Origin of the sequence: Mucilaginibacter pankratovii (assembly GCF_014773265.1) — a bacterium.
In the GTDB taxonomy this organism is placed as follows: domain Bacteria; phylum Bacteroidota; class Bacteroidia; order Sphingobacteriales; family Sphingobacteriaceae; genus Mucilaginibacter; species Mucilaginibacter pankratovii.
Map to the genome: position 1 here is coordinate 576,431 of NZ_JACWMY010000001.1, position 23,613 is coordinate 600,043.

The following is a 23,613-nucleotide window of genomic DNA, read 5'->3' on the forward strand; positions in this document are numbered from 1 at the left end:
ATGTATATCCACAAGATACTTATCAGAGCTGCCCTTGTTTTTCCGTTGTTAACGGCGCACTTTCATGGGTATTCTCAAGCGAAATCGACTAGTGATACACTCGTCGCAGATAGTAAAATCGCGTATGTGAAGAAGATGCAGCAAATAGGCCTTGCAGAAGCTGCCAGAAGCATTGTGAAATTTAAAATTGAACAAACTTCACTAAAACAAAAACGCCTGCTTGATGAGATTAGCAAAACTGCCGGGCGTGCCAATATTTATTTAAGAACGGGGATTGATACAACAGGCACAAGTGAAGAGATTAAGCGTATTGAGCGTTGGATATTGCTGGCAGGAGATGGAATATTCACTAACAGAGGCTCGGCTCAGACATACAGAAACCTTAATTCTACATCCAAAATCTTACATGAATTTTCAAACCGTCTCACAGTAAGAAAAAAGCAGATCGATAAATTTGAGCAGGATCTTTTTTCTTTAAATGCAGAAATCGATTCATTGTCTGCCGATCCAGTTTTGTATGCCTTTTCTAATGACTCGTTGCAGATTGCAGACTACATTCAGCAAATAAAAATTATTTCTCCTGACTTATCATCAGCAGAGCAGCGATTACCGGTTGCAATTGGAAATGTGCACAGATTACAGTACCGGATAAATATAATTGTAAACCAGCTAAATCTTCAGTTGAAACAAATAGAGGATTATCAGACTGAATTATCACACCGATATTGGGATCGTGAATTCACCAACCTGGGAGACGTTATTGGCTTTAACAGACCTATCAGCGAGATTATTCATTACTCTTTAATAAAAGCCATTTTAAATCTCCGTTTTTATACCCAAAATAACATTGGCAAGTTGCTTTTACTGTTTTTTTTATGTGGGTTAGTTACTTTCTTTTTAAGATCCCTTAAGCACCTTGTTAGCGGGGACGAAGAAGAATCAGAGGCGTTTAAACAGGTGCTCGTTTTAAAGCATCCGTTTTTATCATCAATAGTAATCGTCTTAAGTTTCGGCCAATTTATTTTTATAGACTCTCCTTTTATATTTAGCTGTTTTTTCTGGCTTCCGTCTGCTTTGGCCTTAGCATATATCTTCAGGGGTTTTATAACCACGCCATGGTTAAAAATGTGGCTAATTTTTGTAGCGTTATTTACATTTTGTTGTATCGATAATCTGTTATTGCAAGCATCAAGGGGAGAGCGGTGGTTCATGATCTTTATATCTTTGATAGGAATAGTGGCAAGCTTGTTATATCTTTTTAAAGGGAGAAGGGACGAGCTACGCGAAAAGCTCATCCTCTATTTTATTGCATTTGCTGCAATTCTTGAACTAGGTTCGATTATCGGTAATATTTTTGGGCGTTATAACCTTGCTAAAACATTATTACTTACCGGGTATTTAAATGTCGTTATAGGTATCCTGTTCTTATGGACTATTCGATTAATCAACGAGGGATTACAAGTCGCATCGAAAACATATTCCCGGCCTGATAAAAAAACGTTGTATTTAAACTTTCATCTGGTAGGAGAAAAATCATCCCCGTTATTGTACATATTACTGGTGTTAGGGTGGTTTATTTTATTGGGAAGGAATTTTTATGTTTTTAGATTTATTGCAGAACCTGTAAAGGGCTTTTTTACCAATGAACGAACTATAGGTAGCTACACTTTTACAATCATCAATATTTTAACGTTTTTTTTCATAGTTGCCTTTTCTGTGTTACTGTCCAAAGTAGTTTCCTATTTTGCTTCAGATACGCCATCCTCTCATGCAAATAACAAAAAACGAAATGCAGGAATAGGTAGCTGGCTACTTTTAATACGGGTTACCATCATTAGTATCGGACTTTTCTTTGGCCTGGCAGCCGCAGGGTTTCCACTTGAACGTATTACACTGATTGTAGGGGCACTGGGTGTGGGCATTGGGTTTGGCCTACAAACATTGGTAAATAATTTAGTGAGCGGATTAATTATCGCTTTTGAAAAGCCGGTAAACGTGGGTGATATCGTTGAAATAGGCGGGCAATCCGGAACTATGAAATCCATTGGCTTTCGTAGCAGTATCATATCTAAATGGGATGGGCCTGATGTGGTAATACCTAACGGTGATCTTTTAAACGAACACCTCATTAACTGGACGCTTGCCGGTAATAAACGACAAATGGAGATCGTAGTTGGCGTAGCTTACGGATCAGATCTTGACAGGACTAAAGTCATTATTAACGAGTTGTTATCCAAAGAGGAACGAATACTTGAGCACCCGTCGCCAGCCATTCAGTTTTTGGGCTTCGGAGAAAGTTCAATTGATATAAAGATATTTTTTTGGGTAAGGGATTTTAGGGATGGGGGCAATGTGAGAAGTAATATTATCGCTGCAATTAACAAAGCCTTTAGCGAAGCAGGAATTGAAATTCCATTTCCGCAACAGCATATACACTTTGATACGCCGGTTGTTACCCCTGATGAAGGCAATTTGCCAACCAAAAAGTAATTTTATACTAAGGAGTTAAATCCTCTTGAACTTATTGAACATTGTTCCAATCTTATTTCAGGAAGTGTTTGCTGCCTTAGAACTAACCCAGGGCCTTAAAGAAACACAACTTCTCCGGTATTGATATTATAGTAACCCCCAACTATTTTAAGTTGGCCGTTTTGTTCCATTTTATTCAACAATGGGCTGTTTTTCCTGATCTCCTTGATGGTATTGACGATGTTATTTTTGGAAACCAGTTCGACAAATGAAGCGTCATCACCCGTTTTATTGCCGTTGAAGGTATCCGACATTTTTATCGCTGGTTTAATTTTACTTAGCATCTCTGTTATGTTGCCCAATTTATAATTACCAATTGCAGCCTTTATAGCACCACACGATTGATGCCCTAAAACTAAAATTAATTTAGCACCGGAAACCTTGCATCCGTATTCGAGGCTGCCTAAAATATCCGGATTAGCAAAATTCCCTGCTATGCGGACAACAAACATATCGCCGATACCCTTATCAAATACATCTTCAACCGGTACCCGACTGTCGATGCATGATAAAATTACAGCTTTGGGATATTGGCCAAGGGCTGCCTTACGGACCATCTCGGTATGATTGCGTAAAGTCAGATCATTATCAACAAATCGCCTATTCCCAGATTTAAGACTGTCAAGCACCTGGCCTGGAGTCAAAGCCGCCTGTTCTGCTGCAGTAAGTACCCTTTCTCTTAGCGGCTTAGCAGGAATTTCCAATTCCTGCCCGGAAACGGCATCCGTGATGAACAGATCATGATCAGCATGATTGCTTTTACAGGATAACGTAGCCAATAGAGATATTAAACAAAATATCTTAAAATTATTTTTCATCTTTATGGGTAATTCAGTGTGTTTAAACAATCCGATGAATCTTATTTATTGAGTTATTCGACTTTTTGATATTCGAGGGTTCCTAACTGATCAGAGGTAATAATTCTCTTTTTTGTATCGAAATAATCAATCTTAAAGTTAACAGTAATAATGCCCGAACGGATTGTCAGCTTATCATTGTTTTTAGACAATTTCCATTTACCTCCTGTCTCTTTACCTTCATATATGCTAACAAATTTGTTTTTGTCATTAAATACCTGGAAAGTTGAATCTTTAACCTCTTTATCTTTGCCGTTTTGGCTGGTCCATTTAACAAGTTTCCATTTGCCTAATAATTCAGTGGCTGTTTGCGCTTTTACACTAAAAGTTAGCATGGTGCTAATAGCTGCTAATAAAAATACATTTTTCATACTTAATATTTATATGGGTTACTTCGCTGAGTAGCTTTGTTGTAAAAGTGTGTTGTTAAAATGCTTAAGCTTGAATTAAGTGCCAGCCATAAGGCTGGCACTTATTATATATAAATGTTGACTATTGGCTTAGAGACCAAAATTGCAAGCTAATCTTACTCCTACAAAAGTTAGATCAACGTCAGAGTCTTTTACATCAGAACTTTGGTATCTTACGCTTAGCTCTATATTATTAAATTCGTAACCAATGCTTGTGGCCCAGCCAAAATTTGCTTCACTGCTGCTTACTGTTTGATTGCCGGCCGAGCCCACCACTCTATTGATAGATATACCTGCTTGTGGCTCCAAAGAAAGACCGCCAATAAGATACCGATAACCTGTGTAGATCGGAATTGCAGAGTAGTGGCCATCAACGCCTGAAGGTAGATTCTTTACAGTAAACCGATTGAACCCAGCCTCAAATGTAACTTGTTGACTTGAAGTCCCAATTCCGTACATTCCCTTGCCGGAAAAACCAAATCCCGTTTTTGTTACGTCGCCTAATTCGCTTACCGGGAATGCTGCCTGTCCCCCTAATTGCAACTGGTTGTTCCCTTTTTGGGCTTTAGCGCTGATCATAAAACTGGTTAATGCAATGATGAATGTTAGTGCCTTTTTCATTTGGTGATGTGTTTAATACCGGCATATGTTTTCGGATACCGGTTGGTGATTTATTGTGATTAAAACGTTTTTTATATCTGTGTTTTATTGTCTTAATGACCTCTGTCATTTATTGCTGCGAATCGCATAATACTCTTGATACGTTTTGCTTAAATACAGATCGCCGACACAGATTTATTTATCTTCTACGCCACTGTGCTCTTTTGTTTCTTAACGAAATTATTAATCGAAAGTTTAGATGTTATTTAAATAATTCTTTGTTGTTATAATTTGTAACCTAAAGAAAATCGAGCAAAAGGGTAGACCTCAGCAACATTGTCAAATCCTTTAAAAAAACCGTTTAAAGTGTATTGCCCAACACCCGCAGCCAACGAAAAACGTTTGCCCAGAAAGCCGCGGACATCTGCCGCTAAAGTATTAAGTATATAGGAAGACGGGTTGCCGTTCACCGTTTCAAAACGGCTTCCTTTATAGTTAAACTCTGCTTCTAACAGGTTATTAAAGTTTATTGTGCCGCCTGCAGTCATCATAATACCCACACCATAATCGTAATTACGGCCTTCACCATAATATAGATATTTGTCTTGTACGGCTCCGAGAGCAACAATACCGCTGCCAATTTCGCTTGTGAATTTTATCTTTGAATGTTCGTTCCAGTTAGACATTAATTTAAACGTAAAGCTTTGCCCGCCATATTGAAAAGCGTTATTTTTTATAAAGTCGTAATTCATGGTTACGGTATAAAGGTGGCGGCCATCTCCGGCTGACTGCATTGGCCAGGTTTTTAATGCGCCGCTTACTTGTAAGTTGTTGATATAGGTGGAGTCTCCGTTTCCCAATTCCATAACGGTTGAGAAATGTTCGAAAGGAGTTTCAGATTCTTCAAACTTTTCACCGTAGATGAGGCGTAAACGGAGGTAAATTTCTTCTCTGCCGCGAAGGTTTTGCTGATAGGTTTTTATATTAAAATGCCGGGAACCGATGTTGATGTATGCAGTGAGTTTTTGAGCGGTATCGACCATGCCATGTACCTTTCCCCATTCACCGTTTAAAATTCGATTGACGCCATTTAAGGGGCTTACAATCAATCCGAATACTTCCTGGGCCTGCCGTTTGGCTCCTCTCGAGCGGTTATTAACGATTTTTCTGGATAATCGGTAGGTCATTTCTCCCAATGCAATTCCACCCAAGCTTGTGTTTATAAAGTCATTCGGCGCAAATTTGTTAGTTTCAGCAGCCACCTCCCAAATGAAGCTGCCTGATACAGCAGCAGGCGCGGATTGCCAGAAAGAATAACCGTTGGTTCGAAAAGTACTGTAGTATAAATTACCATGGTAAGGGTGCCCAAACTGGTTTGTCTTAAAGCTATTATCATCCCATTCCCAGTTTTTAGGATTCAGGTTGCTGCCAATACTTTTAATACTAAGCTTAGCCCAATCAGCTTTAGTAATAAATTTATCATAACTCCATGGCAAAAGTTGTACAACAAACAACTCCGCTGCTGCCCTGCCAAATCTTTTCTTTTGTACAAACACACTATCATTTGGTGTCTGCGTCCAGCCAGATAGAAATGTAAATAGCAACAAAAGTGTTATACAGAAGCGTTGCTGCATTAGTGAAATATTTTATGGTAACTGTTACTTATAAACTTAGGAGCTGGTAATCTGAAGCCTACAAATATTTGAAAAAAGAGATTGACATTCTGATTTTCTGCAGACGTTAGGCCCTGCGAATATTTAGCTGATGTTGCAGTAAGGTAGGTGCCGGCAAAAAAGCGGTGACTATTATAACCTAAACCAAAGCTACCATCCCACTGGTATATTGGGCCACGTTGGGTAAACCTGGATGTAAAGTCCGTACTTGTTGTTCGTACCTTTGTAACGATGTAACCAAATGCAGGCGTAAACGCGCCTACCAAATAAAAGGACCTTTTTAAAACTAAGGTGTACTGAAAACCTGCACCTAACAAAGCCTGTAAATTATTAGATTTTTGATTGGAACTGCTGGTGGGGGTTCGATCATCAATAATGTAATAGCGAAAAATAGCCTTTGGTAAAAAAGATCCGCTGCTTTTAAGCTGTCGCTCGGTTTGCGAAACCGAAGCCGGCAAAGATAAATGCGAATTAATATTATATCCTACCGATGCATCGTAACTCGTTACATGAAGATCAGGTATTTGTATATATGGATCCCCGTCCTGCCAGTCATCACGAAAATCGCGGGTATTTACAACGTAATAGCCTTTTGTTTTTGAGTAATTAAAGCCACCAAACCAATGGGGAGTATTAATATTTGTGCCCAGCGTAAATAACTGTGTTTTGCCTTTCTCAAGGTTATCGTTATTTGTTAATGCGGAACGTGGCAGATAATCAAAATAAAACGAAATGAATTGATAACTAAAATAAGTACGGAGGATTTCTGAAGTATTGGGCTCTAATGCAATATTAAAATTACCGGTTTTGGCGGTAAGCACTTCGGCTGTGTTAACAATAGAAGTTTTTAAAACAAACCAATCATCAAATTTCTCTAAATATGCGCTATCCGCCAATTGAAATACTTTAGTAGTATCCTGAGCTTTTATTGCAATACTGTAAAAGCAAAGTAGGGTGCATAAACAGCCGCGAGCTATGTTGAACAGATTTAAATTCAAAATTACACTTTAAAGTAAACATTGTTGCTCGAAGCGTAAATATACAAATCGCAGAAGTATTAAAAAAGTAAGTTGATAACAAATAGGCTATCTGACTTAAATTATTGTCAAATGCCCTTTATCAATAAAGTAATGATTGGTGCAAAATAAACCAATATAAAATATACCATGTCTGTCTCTAAACGCACACACAGAAGAGCCTGAAAAAGCGTGAGAAAGCTAAAGATTTAACAATCTAGATTGGATGATAATTTAATTTACCTATTTGTGAGAAGAAACTTTTCCCAGGGCATTCTGAATACTGAAACCAACATTAAAGTGTAGGTGATGATCTCCAATACAATGGATTGATACAAAATTTTCAGATCTCTTATATCGTCGCTACAGAGCCTTCAGCACAAGAGCTGATTCGATGACCGGCAATTTGCATATTTCAAGAAATTGGTATTTACATGGAGACAATACAATTAGAAATCAGGAGATGGAAAATGAACAGCAGCAATTTATGCAAACGATATATAGTGCAACAGAAAAAAAAATATTTTCAAAAGCAATCGAAGTTTTAGATTTAGATTTTGGAGCTATTGATTATTCATACGATAAAAACGGAGAACTTATTATTTGGGAGGTTAATCCTCATCCCGCCTTTCCTCAATGGATTGAGGAAGAGCCATCAAAATCCAAGATCATAAAGCTATTAACTGACTACTATCATTCGTTTTTATAGTTCATAGTCCAATTATCTTAATATTATCACCATTAATTTCCAATTTTTCGCAATTTATCTATAAAATGGTTCGAAAATTACCCATTGTCCGGACATACAGTATCCCAAGGCACGCTACCCTATTTCATCCCCAGATTGGGCTCGAAACCATTTCATTCAACTTGCTAATTCTTTCAAATTCCTAAAAATGATTCTAAAATTCCAATTGTGTTCTGCCAAGTCTGTAAATAATTGTATCAGTCCAGACCTTTTGGCTCACCGTATTTCGCCATGATTACGGTGGATTTGTCCGTGATCTCCCTTATGATGTCGTCCAGTTCATGAGCAGATAGATTCAGAAAGTTGATGAGCTCGGTACGCTCCAGGTCATCGGCTGCGTTTGGTAACATCGGCAACAACCCCATAATGCGCGCTAATGGCGCACGAACAAGATGTGACTGCATCCAGGATATTTCCCGGAAAGTTTTGTTTTGTTCCTCAACAGAACGCAAGTATAATTTCCTTTCGGTGACGTCCCTTCCAGTTATACAGGCCCCGACTATACGCTGTTCTTCCCATACGGGGTTAAGGGTATAACGGATCCATTGGACCGCCCCATTTGTTCGGAACATCCGGTCATAATCAACTGTATCTCCATTATAAACCTTGGTAATGATCTCATGGAAATAGGCCAGGCGCGATGTCTCAACATAATCAAAAATACTGCACCCGATTTTGAAGGGGCTTTGATGTTTATTGAACTTCATGGACTCCGAAGCTTTTGGGTTAAATAATTTAACCTTATGCTGCTGGTCTAATAGTACAAAGCCATCGATAGCATTATCAAACAACGTCCTAAGGTTGGACTCTGATTCTTTAACTTTCAGATTGGCCTCGTATAATTCCAACTGATGTTCCAATTGAGTGGTAATATCTGTCGATTGTACAAGTCGGACTTGACGCCCGTCCAGGCTCAACAAATTACTTTCAACGTTGACATAAATAATTTCGCCGTTTTTTTTTAGGTGCCGCGAAACGCCCCCGTAATATTCACCCGATAATTTATTTGTACGAACCAGTTCTTCCGTTTGACGGATATTTTCTTTTTGTCTGATATCCATGATCGTCATAGACAGAAACTCTTCTCTAGTATAGCCATAATGCTCGGTTGCAGCCTCATTTATATCAAGGAATTTAAAAGTATCCGTATCGAATAACCACATGGGCAACGGACTCTTATTAAATATCTGGAGGTAGCGTTGCTGCAAATGGGTTTTGTCAACGATGGTCGACTGGAGACTCTGAAAGATTTTATCAATAAGTAAGACGATAACAGTACTTGCAAAGATCAGGTTCACACTGAATGCGATCCATTTCCCTGCACTGTATTCGTTTATCAATGCAGAATGGAAAAGTTTAAAGCCAATGATAAAGGCGAAGACGGCAAGCAGTGCTGCGTTTAAAAATATAGAAAAATAAGAATAGCGTATTGGAAATATCAATGCTGACAACATGGTAATAAAAAAGAGGTAAAATACGCCGGGGCCAAGGTAACCTAGCGTATTGATCAGAAAAATAGCCAGGACATAGAAAATGGTTATCACACTGATCTTCCGATAACGCAGTTTGACCTTTGGCGCAACGGTCACTAGCATGATCAGGCCGAAACAAACAAGATCCACGACCGCGATTAGTAGGAACCCATCTTTTAAGGCCATGAACACACCGGGTAATAGTGCTATTAAACTTATAGGAAGGCAATAAACAAGAAAATTACTAAACAATCGGTCCTGCCAATAACGCAGGTCGCGATCATTGTTGTCTGAGTAGCTCGAAATGTTAGCCCGGATAAAGGCTTCGTACCCTAATAAAATTCTTTTCATATCGCTGCCGTTAATTAATAGTCGGGCGCTTGTGGACACCACAATGGTCTGTATCACCCATTTGCTAACTTACTGAAATCTTACTGAAGTACACCTGCAGCAAAGTTTTAAATAAGGTATTAGGATCTCTCCGGATTTGAAACGAGGATGAATAAGACGGCTAATTTTATCTCAAAGAAGCCTGCCTGAAAAAGACAAGGAAGACAAGAAGATGTCTTTATTGTTTGCGTGAGCCGCGAGTTGCCCTCTCTTGCGTGCAGTTGCATAAAGGTTATTAAAGCGTGATGGGGCTTTAGCTATATTAATGACTATATTACCGAACCTAAAGTTTAGCAATGAAAAAAATTCTTATTATCGAGGATGATGAGGCTACGTTGGAATTGCTCGGCATCATTTGCGAGAATAGCGAAGTGGAAATAGTACTGAAGTCCAACGTGATAGGCCTCGCAGAGATTGAACGCATGAAGCCCGACCTGATTTTTTTGGACCACTGGATAGGGAGCAGCCTGGGAGGCGACCTGTGCTTGGAGATAAAGCAAAATGAAGCCACCAAGGATGTCCCGGTAATAATCATATCGGCCCTTACCGACATCGGGCAAATTTCCATGGACAATTGCGCTGACGGCTGCATCATGAAGCCGTTCGATATAGAAGAAATCAGCGATGTTGTCGAGGCCTACATCGGCCGAGAACCCTGAGCAACGGCGCCGCCGACGCCATTAGTCTCCGGAAACGTGTCATTGCACCGGAAAGCATCGCTACCTTGCAGCGGCATTTCAAGATCGTCCTCCAAACGCCTCGTCGCTTTTCCCCCGTCTTTATATGCAGAAAGCCTCCTCTGGAGGCTTTTTTTGCCTGATAGTTTCTGGCAGGATCGGCAAGCGACAAACGCTGCCTCTGTTAGCGAACTATCTCGGCGTTTCAGGCGATTTCGCCGGTCGCTTTTGACGAATGGGAAACAATACGAACTCGATTGCGGTCGCTATCAGCGCGGGAAAGAAATAGCAGAGGAGAACGACGGCTTGAACATACGGGCTGTGCACTCTTTGGCGAGTGATGAAAATTGCCGCGCAAAAAATCGCGGCCATGGCCGCAAAGAGAACTTTCAGGCTGGTGCTTTTCCTGAGCCCGATGAGCCCGAAAAGGCGGCAATAGGTCTTCGCGAGAGCAAAATATACCAGCGGATAGGGAAATAGCTGCATTGCCGCAAAAGGCCAAAACGGCTGCATTGCCGCATCGGGTGACGGCAGGATGACGAGAACGTACAGCAGGGGCGTGTTCGTCAAAACGAGCAGGCTGACAACGCTTAGGGCCTTGGCGAGCCAGCTCGCGCGCAGAAAGGTGGACTTAACAATATTCACAGATATGATTTTCGGCTTTAAACAAATTGCATTGCCCAATAAAGATTTAATGTGCTAAGGCATCATCCAGCGCCTGCGACCGCAGTTTCGGCACCGGTACCGCTTCAGCCGCAGCCACGAAAGCGTGATTTTGGCCGCCGCAGGCAACGGCAGTCGCTCGTATGACGCCGGACTGCGGGGGTCGCAGCCGCAGGCGGTAAAAACCGTCGTCTTTGAGTACAGTTTGGCCATCACGTCGAAATAATTATTTGCAGCGAAAATAGTCCCCCCATCACTTTCCCAGCGTCCATCGCTTCCGGTCGCACATGTAGCACTTGTACCGCCTGAGCGGCAGCCAGAAGAGCAGCACTTTTGCCAGCAGCGGCCGGGGCGTTCGGATCCAGTCTGTTCTGCCGCAAATACAGGCTCTGAAAGGCTGCTGTCTCGTCGAGGAATTCGAAGTCATCGGTCTAAAAATAAGGTAAAACCAAGCCTCTCTTGCTTCGGCAATAAACGGTTGCTCAAATATAGCAATCGCCGCTTGAAATCAAGGAAGTATTGAATTTTCTAAGTTATAATAGCCCCCGGAATCCCTTGCATCCTTTCAATCTGCGCGCAGACAGCCAAGTCGTAAGATGACAGCTTCGTCCGGCACGGCTATTTTGCACTGAAATACAAAGCCCCCTAACACTCGCTGCTCGGGGGTTCTAACCTAAGTATTATGATTTGAAAAACACCCGGGCTCATAAAAATGCATATCATAAATAATCAACGGAGGACATTTTTGAAACAACAAGTAATTGAAGATGTGAACATTATGCCTCAATTAGATAAAGCCTGTGGTTTAGATATGCACAAAGACAAGATCGTAGGCTTTATTTCCGGGAAAGATGGCAACAATCAAGAGTTCAGGGAATTTGGTACTTACACCTGCGAATTCAAACAGATCAGAGACTGGTTACAGGAGAATGATATTCATCATTGCCTGATGGAAAGCATGGGTATTTATTGGATGAGCTTATACCACTTACTCACTAAGCCGGTATTGAAGTCATTGTTGCAAATCCGGTTCATATCAAGCAAATGCCTAAGCGGAAAACTGATCGCAAGGATGCTAAATGGCTTTGTAGACTGTTATTACAAGGATCGGTACGGCCAAGTTTTATGCCAGATAACACGCAACGAATAATCAGAGATTATTGCCGCAATCGGTTATTCTATAACAACATTACCAGTCATTTAAAAAAACCGGAAGATCATCATAAGCTTCGGATAAAACCCAAAAAGCACCTCCTGCTCCGGGAGGTGCGATTACTATTAACTGATCTTCATATCACGTCATGAAAAAACGTAAGAACAACTGGAGCAATAACTCTGATTTTTGTCATCGTAGATCTGAATCATGATCTTCTCTGTTCACCCGCACCTATCAACATGGCCAACAGGCTACTTTTGCAAACATGACGATCTTCATGATTTGGCTTGATTTTCGGGCAGTAACACGAGCTGGATATAATTCTCTCCACCCAGGTACATGTTTGCAGCCGCTTTGATTCTTTCAGGTGTTACCTTTTGCAGATCCGATTGATAAGTATCCAATGCATGCAGATCATCGCTATTGGATTCCTGACCGTTGAGGTAGCTAAGCCACCAACGGTTGGTTTGGCTTTCTGACTCCCGGGCCCGGATGCTTTCCGCCCGCCACTTGTCCACATTCATCTGCGAAGGACCTTGTGTTTTCAATTTACTGATCTCATCAAGTGTGGAAGCAATTAACTTATTAACGTTGTGCGGTCCGCAGCCGAATTGTACCTCGAATGTGTAACGTTTCTTCGGATATTTGGAAGTCTGTACTAAAACACCAGGAGAATACACCCCGCTTTCACCTTCCCTCAACCGTTCCAGCAAGCGAATTTCCAGGCATTCCCTGAGCGCATCAATCGTTACCTTTTCAGCAGTGTTATACGTAAAATTGCCAGACCAATATAGCTGAACGCTGGCTTTGGGCTCTGTGCCTTTGTAAACTATTTTTTCGATCTTGCCGACCGGTATATTGATGTTCAGGTCCTTTGCCGGAGTATGATGTCCGCTGGCTGGGAGGCTGCCGATATATTTTTCGAGCAGCGGTTGGAGTTGTTCCACATCAAAACTACCTACAAAAGTAAAAACAAGGCCGGATGCGTCGCCAAAGCGCTCCTTATAAATCGCAAAAGAGCGGTCTAAACTGATCTGGTCGAGTTTAGCTAAAGTCGGGCCTGTACGACGTATGTTATATTTTCCTAATACAGCACTGATCGTATCCTTGAAAACGCTGCCTGGCTCGTTGGCCCGATTTTGCAAACTGGCTTTCGAGCGGGCCAGGATGCCCTGAAACAATTCCGTATCTTTTCTGGGCGATGTATAATAAGTATACAAAAGTTCTAAAGCTGTTTCGAGGTCTTTTAGAGTTGCCGCTCCGCTTACACCCTGCATACGTTCACTGATATAAGGCCTCACTACCAGCTGTTTGCCCGATAGGAACTTATCCAATTGCGTGGGATTAAAATTCCCTGCGCCAAAGGAAGGAATGATACCTGCAGCATTGGCGGCGCTTTGATAATCTGAATCCGGGTACAGGGAAGTACCTCCGGGGGCAAAGGCTGTAAACAGCACCTCGTTGTCTTTATAGCCGGTGGGTTTGAGCAACACTTTGACCCCGTTACTGAGAGTGAGCAGTGTTGTGCCCAACTTATCGTCCTTGATCGTGCTGGTTACCTTACCGCTTAAGGGCTGTACGGCTATTAAAGGCTCGGTGCTTACTTCATCTTTGTAAGGCCCCAGTTTTTCATCAGCCACGGTCTTTATCCAGCTATTAACCGTTGCTTCATCTGGCAGGCTGTTTTTATCCTTTTCAGGAGCCATCAGCAAAATGTCCCGGTTAACCTGGGTAAAATATTCGCCTGATAACCGGTTGACTTCGTTGAGCGCAATCCCCGGCAGATCCTTCCTGACCATTTCATATTCCTGTTGAATACCGGGTGCTGCAGTCCCTTTTAAAAAATAAGCAAGGTACTCCTGGACATAATTATCCGAATTGGTCTTGTTTTTTTCTTTCAATGCGGCGTCCATATTGTTAAGATAACTTTGCTTTGCCCTATCGAGCTCTGTGGAAGTAAAACCAAAGCGTTTAACCCGTTCCGTTTCGCGCCAGACAGCTTTAAATCCTTTTTCCAGTTGACCGGGCCTTGCAACCAGGCTGACATCGAAATTATCCAGACCACCGATAAAGCTGCCGATCCCGGCCCCCCCGCTCACAAACGGGGGGTTAGCCTGACGGGATAATTCTGCATAGCGCTCACTCAGCATCTGGTTGTAGAGTTCGCGAATAATGGAATTGCGATATTCTGAAGCAGTACGCAAGGGCATCATCGGCCTTTTAAATAACACTTCTATTGTGGTGGAAGTCACTTCCTTATCCGTTAGGGAGATAAACTGATTCGTCCCTGCAAGAGCAACGGTATATTTCGCACGCGCTTTTTCATTAGCCGGGTTCTTTAGGTTGCCGAACTGTGTTTTAATGGTTTGCTCCATTTGATCTATATCCACGTCACCCACTACGATCAACGCCTGCAGGTCAGGGCGGTACCAGTCATGATAGAATCTCCTGATAGTTTCGGGTTTAAAATTGTTCAGCACTTCGTCCGTTCCGATAGGGATACGTTCTGCATAACGGGAATTATTCAGGATCAGCGGCCAGTATTTCGTCCGCATACGTTCCTGTGCACCCTTACCCAGGCGTTTTTCCTCCAGCACTACGCCGCGTTCTTTATTGATCTCTACCGGGTCCAGGGTAGCTTCCTGTGCCCAGTCCCGCATGATAGCGATACCTTTTTGCAAGAGTTCCGGATTATCGGTTGGTAGCGGCAGTTGGTAGACGGTTTCATCAAAACTCGTGTAGGCATTCAGGTCTGCTCCAAACCGTACGCCGCTTTTTTGTAAGTAGTTCACCAGTTCATTTTTGGGGAAATGTTTGGTGCCATTAAAACTCATATGTTCCATGAAGTGCGCCAAACCGCGCTGGTCTTCAGATTCCAGTACCGAACCAACTTTGTTGGCAAGGTAAAAAACAACCCGCTTTTTGGGTTCTGCATTATGCCGGATGTAATAACTAAACCCGTTGGCAAGTTTGCCTGTGCGAACAGCGGGGTCCAGTGGCAGGGGCTTTTCCTGAGCTATTGCTGCTGCGGAAAAGAATAATAACCCTGCGAAAAAGGTTAATTTGGAAATTTGCATATTGATTGGTTGTGATTCATTTATAAAGGGCGGTGTAAACAGCTTTTAATTCATTTAAAGTTCGAAATTGGTTTACAAATATTGCAGTCCGCCATAGCATGCCGGTGAAAAGCAGGCAATGGCCGATAACCGGAATATATCTGTTAACTTTTTCTATAAAGTCTTATCGCCTTTTTCTCGCAATTAAAGTCCATGACACAGAAAGTGCTATAAGAAAAGGCAAAATACCCATCCAAGCCCAGCGTAACCAGGTTAGCTGGACACTATTCATCAGAATCTGATTATCCTGAGGCTCGGGTCGGGTAGTATCTATAGGAAATTCTCCATTACTGAACCACTTAAATAAATCGGTCATGAAAGAAAAATTGATAGATCGTGGGTTCCCTCTCCTAAGTTCGGAATTATTCATAAAATCGGCATCGCCGGTAACAAAAACACGCTGTTCACCGTGCGGCGTCTCCCGGCGAAGTGCCATGGCTACAGGGTAGGATTTTTTGTCTTCATTTTTCCGGGTATCCACCAGTTCTTTGGTCTTGTCTACCTGAAGGTCCGGGATCAGCCAGGTGTTTGCGGCCTGTGTTACGAGGACCGGTAAGTTTCGGAAAGGTGAATTAGGTAACATTCTAACGGATGTCGCCGTTGGTGTCGTTACAAATGCACTGTCACGCATTAAGTATCCGCCGTTGCCCACTATTTGCATCCAGTTTTTTGCAGCCAACCCGCTTAACACAAAGGAAGGCTCAAAGTTCTGGCTCTTTTGTACGAGCATGCCCTCTCCCATCTCAGCACCCACTAAACTAAAAATAGGATTTAATATAGCTTGACTAGCCGGTTCACCGGCGATCAAAAGGTTTCCGCCTTCACTGATGTAGCCGGCAAGGTTTTTTAATTCCACCGGCGTATAAGCTGTTAACGGGTCAGCGATCACCAGCACATTGACCTTTTTTTTGAGTCCGGCATCCTCAAGGGTCACTGACCGGATATCAAAGCCCTGATTTAATAGAGAATAACGAAAAGCTATTTCATTGGTTGATACTTCATAGTCATTGTCTCCTGTTCTAGTAATATTTCGTTCCCTATGCCCGGTGACAAAACCTACGCTTGGAGATTTAGTCACCAATTTTTTCAATGCAGCAGAGGTCTCTTTCTCTGATGGATATTTCATCATATCATCGAACATCCGGAGAAACACTGTTTTCCCTTTGTAGGAAAGTGTCCGGACTAACCTGTTTCTTTCAGGTTTCAGATCAATGATTTTTTTGATCTGTTTCGGCCGCAGGATCTTTTCAAAAGGCATATCGTTGATCTTTGCCATTTTTCGCGCCAATTGTTCATCACTTAGTCCTGGATTCTCTTTGTATAAGCGTTCGTTTTCAGAATGGTCCCAGTAATACACATATTGCAGCCGCATATATGGCATAAACCTGATAAATTTATCGAAAGACCTCCGATCATTATTCTGACTGTTAGGCATTCCGAAAAAATAATTCTCATCGAGCAGGTTAACATAAGTGGTCATCACCACGGGCTCGTTGATCTTTGCGATCACCTCCCTGCTTGGTTTTGTTAATGTGCGGTCTTTATTTTTAGTCATATCAATATAGTAAACATATTGAGGCAACGAGCCGAGATAGCCGAGTAAAAGCATGAAAGTGATCAAACCGGTGTACCCCGCGATTTTCCGCTCTAGGGTGATTGTCCTGCGTTCGAATTGCAGCTTCAAAAAGGTTAAGCCGATGAACATCGCAATGACGATAATGAAATACAAAATATCATTGCTTCCCAGGAGCCCTGCGATTGATTCTTCGGCTCGCCCTGAAATAGAAAGAAAGTAAGTTATATCCCGGACAAACGCGATGTCCTGCCATAGGCCACCAATAAAATTTAAGATAGCCAGTACAACCAGGGTGCTGATCGCCGCCACGACCTGGTAGCTCGTTAAACTGGACATAAAAAGGCCTACTGCAGAGTATGCACAAATCAACAGATAGAGGCCTATGATACCCGACAGAATGAAGGTAAAATCGACGTTCTTAATTGTAAATATGGAAAGTACGCCCAGTCCAAGTAGCAAAGTCATCAAAAGAAAACAGTACGTGATCATCGCCAGGTACTTTCCGGCAACAATGTCAAACACCCTGATTGGCGAGGAATACAACAGTTTGATCGACCCGCTATGGGTTTCCCTGCTGATCAGCCCCATCGTTAATAGCGGGATATACAGGTACAAATATTCCTGCATTTTAGGAAACAAGCCCCTAAAACCAGCAAAAAGACTATCAGTCAGTCCATTAAGGATCATACCCATTTGTTGCGCCTGCTCTAGGCGTTCCATTAGGGACATATAACCCCATCCTGACTGAATGATAAATACCAGCAATACGATCCAGGCTACCGGCGAATAGAATAAAAGGCTAAGCTCGATCCGGGCAATCCTCAATATATTTTTCATATTTAATTCTTAGGTGATTTATTTGATAATTGGGCAAATATTTGGTCGAGAGAACTTTTTTCGAGCGTGATCTCGCGCATTTTCCAGTCCTGTTCTATGCCGCGGTAGATGAGCCGTTCACAGATCTCAGGCCCTCCTGAAAAGTGAATGCGGAATTTGGTATCACTGATCACCTCCACACTGTTTACTTCATCGAGGTTCTCCAGGGCTGCTATTGGTGGTGGGTTTTGAAGTGACATCACCAGACTATCCGGCTCGATGTAGTTATTAAAAGCATCCATGCTGTCGGCAAAAACCATTTTCCCGTTCTCGACCATCTTCACATGACTGCATGTTGCCTGTATCTCTGAAAGGATATGAGAAGAAAAAATAACCGATTTTTCTTCGCCTATCGCTTTGATTAGCTTCCGTACCTCGGTGATCTGGTTTGGATCAAGGCCGTTTGTAGGTTCATCAAGTACCACCAGCCGCGGTTCATGAATGATGGCTTGTGCAATACCCACCCGTTGTTTGTAACCTCCGGAAAGATTAGAGATCAGCCGGTTTTTAAAATGAGAAACGCCGCATTTCGCCATCGCTTTATCGACTGCGTAAGGGACATCCTTCTTAGAAATCAGCCGGAGATAAGCGCATTGGGTAAGATATTCTTTTACGGTAAGCTCCATATAAAGCGGTGCATTTTGTGGGAGAAACCCGATTAGTTTTTTGGCAGCGATGGGGTTATCCTGCATGGTAAAACCACCTACTTCAACCGTGCCTTCGGTTTGATTAAGTACACCGCACATGATGTTCATCGTGGTTGATTTTCCCGCGCCATTGGAACCCAATAACCCTAACACACCGTGTTCGCTGATCTCAAAATTAATGTCACGAATAGCCCAGGAGGTCCCATACCGGTGCGAAAGCCCGGTCAACCTTACAATATTATTGTTCATTGAATTTAATTTAGAGGCAGAATATCCCGCACCTGCTCAGCGCGGGATATCAACCATGGTGAATTATCTGTACCCTTGATTTTGTGTGAGGTTTGGATTAGAATCAATTGCTGTTTGTGGTATAGGGTATAACTGCGCGAAAGGTTGCCATGTTGGTTTGGAAGCCCCAAGTACTGCGTTAATCCGTCCTGTTCTTTTTAAGGTCAGCCAACGGTCGCCATGCTCGCAGAATAACTCGACCCTGCGCTCGTGTTCGATAGCTAAAGCCAGACTGACACCTGCAGTAAGTGAGGACAGGCCGGCTCTGTTACGAATAATATTCAAGTCGGCCAGAGCTGCGGCAGTATTTCCAAGCCCTGCGTTTGCTTCCGCACGTATCAAATACAGTTCGGCCAGCCTGATAACAGTGGGCGCCTCATTTCTGCCCGATGCGATAGCATCATCATTATCAGAGTTTTGATATTTAAATGGCTCGGATGCGTTTACGCCATTTAGTGATACCTGCCGAACCCAGGCTGTACGCCGCAAGTCATTAGGCTCAAAAGAGCCCAACAATGCAGGGGTTAAGGTATAAGGTAAGGCAAAGGTGTACATATTGCTAACGAATTCCTGTCCTTCGTTGGTGTACCCGGAGGTTTCGTTAAAGGCCGAACCGAGCTGAAAGATCGCCTCCCTGGAACCGGCAAGAAAAACGTTGTTCAGCTGATTTCCGGGTAATAACTCATACAGGTCCGTATGGTTAATGACTTCAGTTGCGTTACTGATAGCTCCCTGCCGGTCGCCCGTCGTTAAATACGCCCTTGCCAGTAAAGCTGCAGCGGCACTGCGGTTAATCTGAGACCGGCCGTTTACACCGGAATTGGAAACATACGCTTCGTTCAAACCGGTTTTTGCTTCTGTCAGATCTTGTATGATTTGTACATAAACAGCAGCAATCGGGCTTTTGGGTAACAGCGCTGTAACGTTGACGTTGGTGGTAATTACCAGGGGTACATCACCGAAATGTTCTGTCAAAACCATATAGCAGTAAGCCCTCATCGCTTTGGCCTCCGAGAGCATTTGCATAGCAACTGGCGCACTGATCGCCGTGTTGTTTGCCAATCGTTCTATGATGGTATTGAAACTGTAAATCGACGTGTAAGTTTCTCCCCATATATCATTTGTATAGCTGCTATTTAGCGGATCATAGGTGTTATTTTCCAATACGGCGTATCGCGCGGAACTTGAAAGCGCATGTAGTTCGTCCGCAGCAAGTGCATCAGCCAGCGTCAGGTTAACGCTATATGTTTGCGATCCGGAGAGCTGACTGTATGCTCCTGACAATGCCCCCCTTGCGGTCTCGGCTGAACTGAAAATCACCTCAGATGGAAGTTCATTCTTTGGCGGATCGATATCCAATAATTTTTTACAGCCTGAGCCAATCAGAATAAAAGAGGCTAAGCAAGCTGACATAATAAGTTTTGTGATATTATTCATGGCAGTTAAATTAAAAGGTGAATTGAACAACCCCGACAATAGTTTTTAATGGCGGTACGCTTAAACCCTGTGATTCAGGATCAAAACCTAGGTAATTTGTTACGGTGAACAGGTTTTGAGCCTGTACCTGAAGCCTGAGATTTTGCAGCTTCATCCGTTTTACCCAATCACCTTTAAAATCATAGGCAACATTTATATTCTTCAAACGAATAAAAGAAGCGTTGGTCAGTATCGCGTCAGATGTGGTATAATTTGAATATGCTGTATAGGCCGCATCATAAGTACTGGTAATCTGAGGTTGTCCTGGTAAGCCCGCATTGATATATGCCAGAATCGGCTGGGCTGCCCCGTTATACATCATTCCGGGAGGATAGAATGATTGAGATAAAACCGACCTGCCTTTTTGTTTAACAAACTGGAACAAAAAGTCGAGCGTGATATTTTTGTAAACTAAAGTATTGGTAAGTCCTCCGAAGTACTGGGGCTGCGTATAACCTGCATAATACCGGTCACCGCGGCCTGTTTCAGAAAACCCAAAATTAATTCTTCCATTTCCGTTGATATCTTCTACAGTTGGCAAGCCGGTTTGCGGACTAAATCCCGTAAAGCGATAGAGATAAACACTGCTCAGTGGTTTTCCTACAAGGTAGCGCGAGTAATAAGAGGTATTTTCTATATTGGGAAAGGATAGCAGTTTGTTCCGGTTAAACGAGATATTAAACGTACTTGACCATTGGAGGGCTGAAGTTTTGATAATTTGTGAGCTTAACGTAAATTCCCAACCGGTGTTCTGCACTTCCGCCGGCATATTTGCCTGGTAGCTGGTAAAGCCGGACTGAATACTGAGCGGATAGGAAACCAGCTGGTTCCCGGTCCGGTTTCGGTAATACGCTGCAGTCAGTGATATTTTATCTTTTAGAAACGACAGGTCAACCGCAGCTTCTAATTTTCTGGTTTGCTCCCAGCGGTAAGAGGAATTGGCGATACGGGTCGGCACCAGGCCTGTTGCCCCATTATAAACATAAGGCACAGATGCATAGGAATCTAAATACTGGTAATCACCGATCTGATCACTACCCACTACACCATAACTTCCCCGTAGTTTACCAAAGCTGATGACTGGGAAGGCTTTTGCAAAGGTTTCTTCGGTAAAAACCCATGCCGCTCCTGCTGACCCGAAATTACCGTATCGGTAGTCCGGTCCGAAACGCGAGGAACCATCTCTTCTGAAGTTCAGGTTGACGATATATTTCCGTTCCCAGTTATAATTGATACGACCAAAAACAGATGCATATTTATACTGACTGGAGGAGCTGCTGGTGCTTACGTTCTGGGCAGAGGCCAGGTTTTCGAGGAGATTGTCCGAAGGGAAATCGCTGGCAAAGGTCGTAAATGGTGTCCTTATGCTCTGGTATTGCCATGTCCCTCCAAGCAAGGTGCTCAAATCTCCTTTTGCTATTTTGGCGGTATAAGTGAGCTGAGGTTCTACGATATAATTATTGGCTACATTATAAGAGAATGCACTGCCTGATACATTATAACTGATACCCGGATCCATCGATGACATCGGATTAAGCCGCTTTTGGTCCATGTCCGACCTGCTGAAGCCAAGCGATGTTTTGAAAGCCAGCCCCTGGGTAATATGATAAGTCAGCATCATGTTACTGATCAGGTTACTCCCTCTGCTGGATTGCTCAGCATTAAGCTGCCCCAGTGGATTGGTGGGAATGCTGAAAGCGACTCCACTCCAGTACAGACTACCGTCAGGATTATGCAAGGGGTAATTTGGCGGCAGATAATAGGCGGCGGATGTCTGATCCAACACGGTAATGTTATTCTCGTCTGCACTGTAGATCGCGGACAGGCTAACCTCAAATTTTTCGTTAAAGGATTTGTGACCCATATTAAAGTTTAATGAGCTACGCCTATAACCCTGATCCCCGATAAACACATTCCCCTCATAGTGATGAGTTCCGCTTATTCTGAAGTTGTTCAGTGCGTCTCCGCCGCTCAATGCAACATTGGCTTCTGTCGAATGTGCCGTATTACCGATCAACAACTTTTGGAAATCGGTATAAGCGTTCTGATCCCATTGGGTCAAATCTAATGCCGCGTCCGCTACCGGGTCGATACCCGTATTTCGATACGCAGTCCGTCGTATCGCCAGATATTCAGGAGTAGAAAGCGTTTTAACGTTGTGATTAACATTTGATACCCCGTTTTTAACAAATCCTTCCAGGTGCGTATCACCCTGTTTACCCTTTTTTGTGTTGATCAGGACAACTCCGTTTGAACCCCGCGACCCATATATAGCCGTAGCATCAGCATCCTTGAGTACGGTGATGTTCTCAATATCTGCCGGGTTTATACTGTTTAAGGGACTGGTTGCACCGTTAGCTGCCGCCATGCCGGGGAGCGCCTCCGCCAGGTATGGTACGCCGTCAACGATGAAAAGCGGATTATTCCCGCCTATAAGCGAATTGGTTCCCCTGATCGAGAATGTCATCGGGCTTCCTGGTAAACCATTGGCCTGCGTAACATAAACACCGGCCATCCTGCCCTGGATGGCCGAGGCGGGGTTCGTTGCAGGTGTATTCATCAGATCCTTAGCGGAAATTTTAACCTGGGAACCTGTACTTGTTCTCCTTGTAGAGGTTCCGTAACCGATGATCTGAACTTCGTCAAGTTTACCCGGATCAGGTTCCAACAAAAAGGTCATTTCCTGATTCCTGGTTGCTTTTCGTTCGACTTGCTTGTAACCGATAAAAGTAAAGATCAGCGTCGATTCATCGTTTGGAATACCAATATTAAAAACCCCGTTGCGGTCACTCTGGCCTGCATTGGAAGCATTGCTAAGGCGGATATTAACGCCGGGCATAGGATCGCCGTTTTCATCTTTAATCACACCTGATTGAATAAAACCGGTGGTTGAGGGTTGTTGGCCACCAACAGCTGGTGCTTGCGGAAGTACCGCTGATCTTATGCTTTTTAAAACAATAAACTGATCGTCTATCACCTCAAAATCAATCGCAAATTGGTCCCGCATCCAATTAAGTACCGTGGAAAGGCGCTGATTTTGAAATGAACGGTTAAGTATTACTTTCTTATCCAGTAACTTATCGTTATAAACGAATTTAATGCGACTCTGCTTTTCCAGTAATTTGATCCCGCTTTCGAGCGAAACATTCTTAAAAGTAACCGTGACGGTTTTATCTGCAGATGACTGGGCATTAGCGGAATAAGAGAGGACCATGAATACCCCAAGCAAAATGAACGTTGCCTGACGAACAGAAAAAAACAAGTTACTTATACTCAACTCGACGGAGGGGGTTTTACCCGGATGCGGTTTGTGAACAAGCCGTTTAGAGACGGCACAAAAGAGCCATGTCAAATCTTTTTTATACATTTGTTTGGTTTGAATTTTGAGATTAAAAAAATTAGGAACCGATTGACGGGGGTGTTGGTAGCACCTCCGTTTTAAT

17 protein-coding genes are annotated in these 23,613 nt (G+C 42.9%); 5 read left to right on the forward strand and 12 right to left on the reverse strand.

Features of this window, described 5'->3' with window-relative positions; genetic code table 11:
• The gene (locus tag IDJ77_RS02335) at positions 1–2,490 is read left to right on the forward strand and encodes a mechanosensitive ion channel family protein (RefSeq protein WP_191187309.1); all 2,490 of its coding nucleotides are present in this window, start codon (positions 1–3) and stop codon (positions 2,488–2,490) included.
• 95 nt (positions 2,491–2,585) lie between these two features.
• On the opposite strand, the gene IDJ77_RS02340 is transcribed toward IDJ77_RS02335, so the two are convergent.
• The 5 genes from IDJ77_RS02340 to IDJ77_RS02360 form a co-directional block, all read right to left on the reverse strand.
• Entirely contained in the window at positions 2,586–3,347 is a 762-nt protein-coding gene (locus IDJ77_RS02340; RefSeq protein WP_191187310.1) for a carbonic anhydrase family protein, read from the reverse strand.
• Between the two features lie 53 nt (positions 3,348–3,400).
• Complete coding sequence (locus IDJ77_RS02345; protein ID WP_191187311.1) at positions 3,401–3,757, reverse strand: lipocalin family protein; 357 nt, start codon at positions 3,755–3,757, stop codon at positions 3,401–3,403.
• Between the two features lie 129 nt (positions 3,758–3,886).
• Entirely contained in the window at positions 3,887–4,417 is a 531-nt protein-coding gene (locus tag IDJ77_RS02350; protein WP_191187312.1) for a porin family protein, read from the reverse strand.
• Between the two features lie 263 nt (positions 4,418–4,680).
• Positions 4,681–6,030 (reverse strand): DUF3943 domain-containing protein, encoded by a 1,350-nt coding sequence (locus tag IDJ77_RS02355; protein WP_191187313.1) that lies wholly within the window; start codon positions 6,028–6,030, stop codon positions 4,681–4,683.
• The gene (locus tag IDJ77_RS02360; protein WP_191187314.1) at positions 6,030–6,965 is read right to left on the reverse strand and encodes a DUF4421 family protein; all 936 of its coding nucleotides are present in this window, start codon (positions 6,963–6,965) and stop codon (positions 6,030–6,032) included. Before IDJ77_RS02360 ends, IDJ77_RS02355 begins: the two co-directional genes overlap by 1 nt.
• Before the next feature lie 514 nt (positions 6,966–7,479).
• On the opposite strand from IDJ77_RS02360, the gene IDJ77_RS02365 reads away from it, so the two are divergent.
• A complete protein-coding gene (locus tag IDJ77_RS02365) occupies positions 7,480–7,794 on the forward strand; it encodes a hypothetical protein (RefSeq protein ID WP_191187315.1) in 315 nt (104 codons plus the stop codon).
• A 236-nt stretch (positions 7,795–8,030) separates the two neighbouring features.
• Here IDJ77_RS02365 and IDJ77_RS02370 read toward each other — a convergent pair whose 3' ends face one another.
• On the reverse strand, positions 8,031–9,656 hold the full coding sequence (locus IDJ77_RS02370) for a PAS domain S-box protein (protein ID WP_191187316.1): 1,626 nt from the start codon (positions 9,654–9,656) through the stop codon (positions 8,031–8,033).
• Between the two features lie 335 nt (positions 9,657–9,991).
• Here IDJ77_RS02370 and IDJ77_RS02375 point away from each other — a divergent pair, with 335 nt between their 5' ends.
• The gene (locus IDJ77_RS02375; protein WP_191187317.1) at positions 9,992–10,354 is read left to right on the forward strand and encodes a response regulator; all 363 of its coding nucleotides are present in this window, start codon (positions 9,992–9,994) and stop codon (positions 10,352–10,354) included.
• Positions 10,355–10,564: 210 nt separating this feature from the next.
• Here IDJ77_RS02375 and IDJ77_RS02380 read toward each other — a convergent pair whose 3' ends face one another.
• Positions 10,565–11,056, reverse strand: a complete 492-nt coding sequence (locus IDJ77_RS02380) for a hypothetical protein (protein WP_191187318.1) — start codon at positions 11,054–11,056, stop codon at positions 10,565–10,567.
• Between the two features lie 724 nt (positions 11,057–11,780).
• Between IDJ77_RS02380 and IDJ77_RS02385 the strand changes: the two genes are divergently transcribed.
• Together IDJ77_RS02385 and IDJ77_RS27990 are read left to right on the forward strand one after the other, a co-directional pair.
• Entirely contained in the window at positions 11,781–12,185 is a 405-nt protein-coding gene (locus IDJ77_RS02385) for a hypothetical protein (RefSeq protein ID WP_191187319.1), read from the forward strand.
• On the forward strand, positions 12,080–12,340 hold the full coding sequence (locus IDJ77_RS27990; RefSeq protein ID WP_191187431.1) for a hypothetical protein: 261 nt from the start codon (positions 12,080–12,082) through the stop codon (positions 12,338–12,340). Before IDJ77_RS02385 ends, IDJ77_RS27990 begins: the two co-directional genes overlap by 106 nt.
• Positions 12,341–12,466: 126 nt before the next feature.
• Here the strand turns inward: IDJ77_RS27990 and IDJ77_RS02395 are convergent, their stop codons facing one another.
• The 5 genes from IDJ77_RS02395 to IDJ77_RS02415 form a co-directional block, all read right to left on the reverse strand.
• Positions 12,467–15,268 (reverse strand): M16 family metallopeptidase, encoded by a 2,802-nt coding sequence (locus IDJ77_RS02395; protein WP_191187320.1) that lies wholly within the window; start codon positions 15,266–15,268, stop codon positions 12,467–12,469.
• A gap of 163 nt (positions 15,269–15,431) precedes the next feature.
• Complete coding sequence (locus IDJ77_RS02400; protein WP_191187321.1) at positions 15,432–17,720, reverse strand: Gldg family protein; 2,289 nt, start codon at positions 17,718–17,720, stop codon at positions 15,432–15,434.
• Positions 17,721–17,722: 2 nt separating this feature from the next.
• Entirely contained in the window at positions 17,723–18,655 is a 933-nt protein-coding gene (locus IDJ77_RS02405) for an ABC transporter ATP-binding protein (RefSeq protein WP_191187322.1), read from the reverse strand.
• A 63-nt stretch (positions 18,656–18,718) separates the two neighbouring features.
• Positions 18,719–20,131 carry a RagB/SusD family nutrient uptake outer membrane protein gene (locus IDJ77_RS02410; RefSeq protein WP_191187323.1) on the reverse strand — a complete coding sequence of 471 codons (1,413 nt, stop codon included), beginning with the start codon at positions 20,129–20,131 and terminating at the stop codon, positions 18,719–18,721.
• A 10-nt stretch (positions 20,132–20,141) separates the two neighbouring features.
• Positions 20,142–23,537, reverse strand: a complete 3,396-nt coding sequence (locus IDJ77_RS02415; protein WP_191187324.1) for a SusC/RagA family TonB-linked outer membrane protein — start codon at positions 23,535–23,537, stop codon at positions 20,142–20,144.
• Positions 23,538–23,613: the final 76 nt, after the last annotated feature.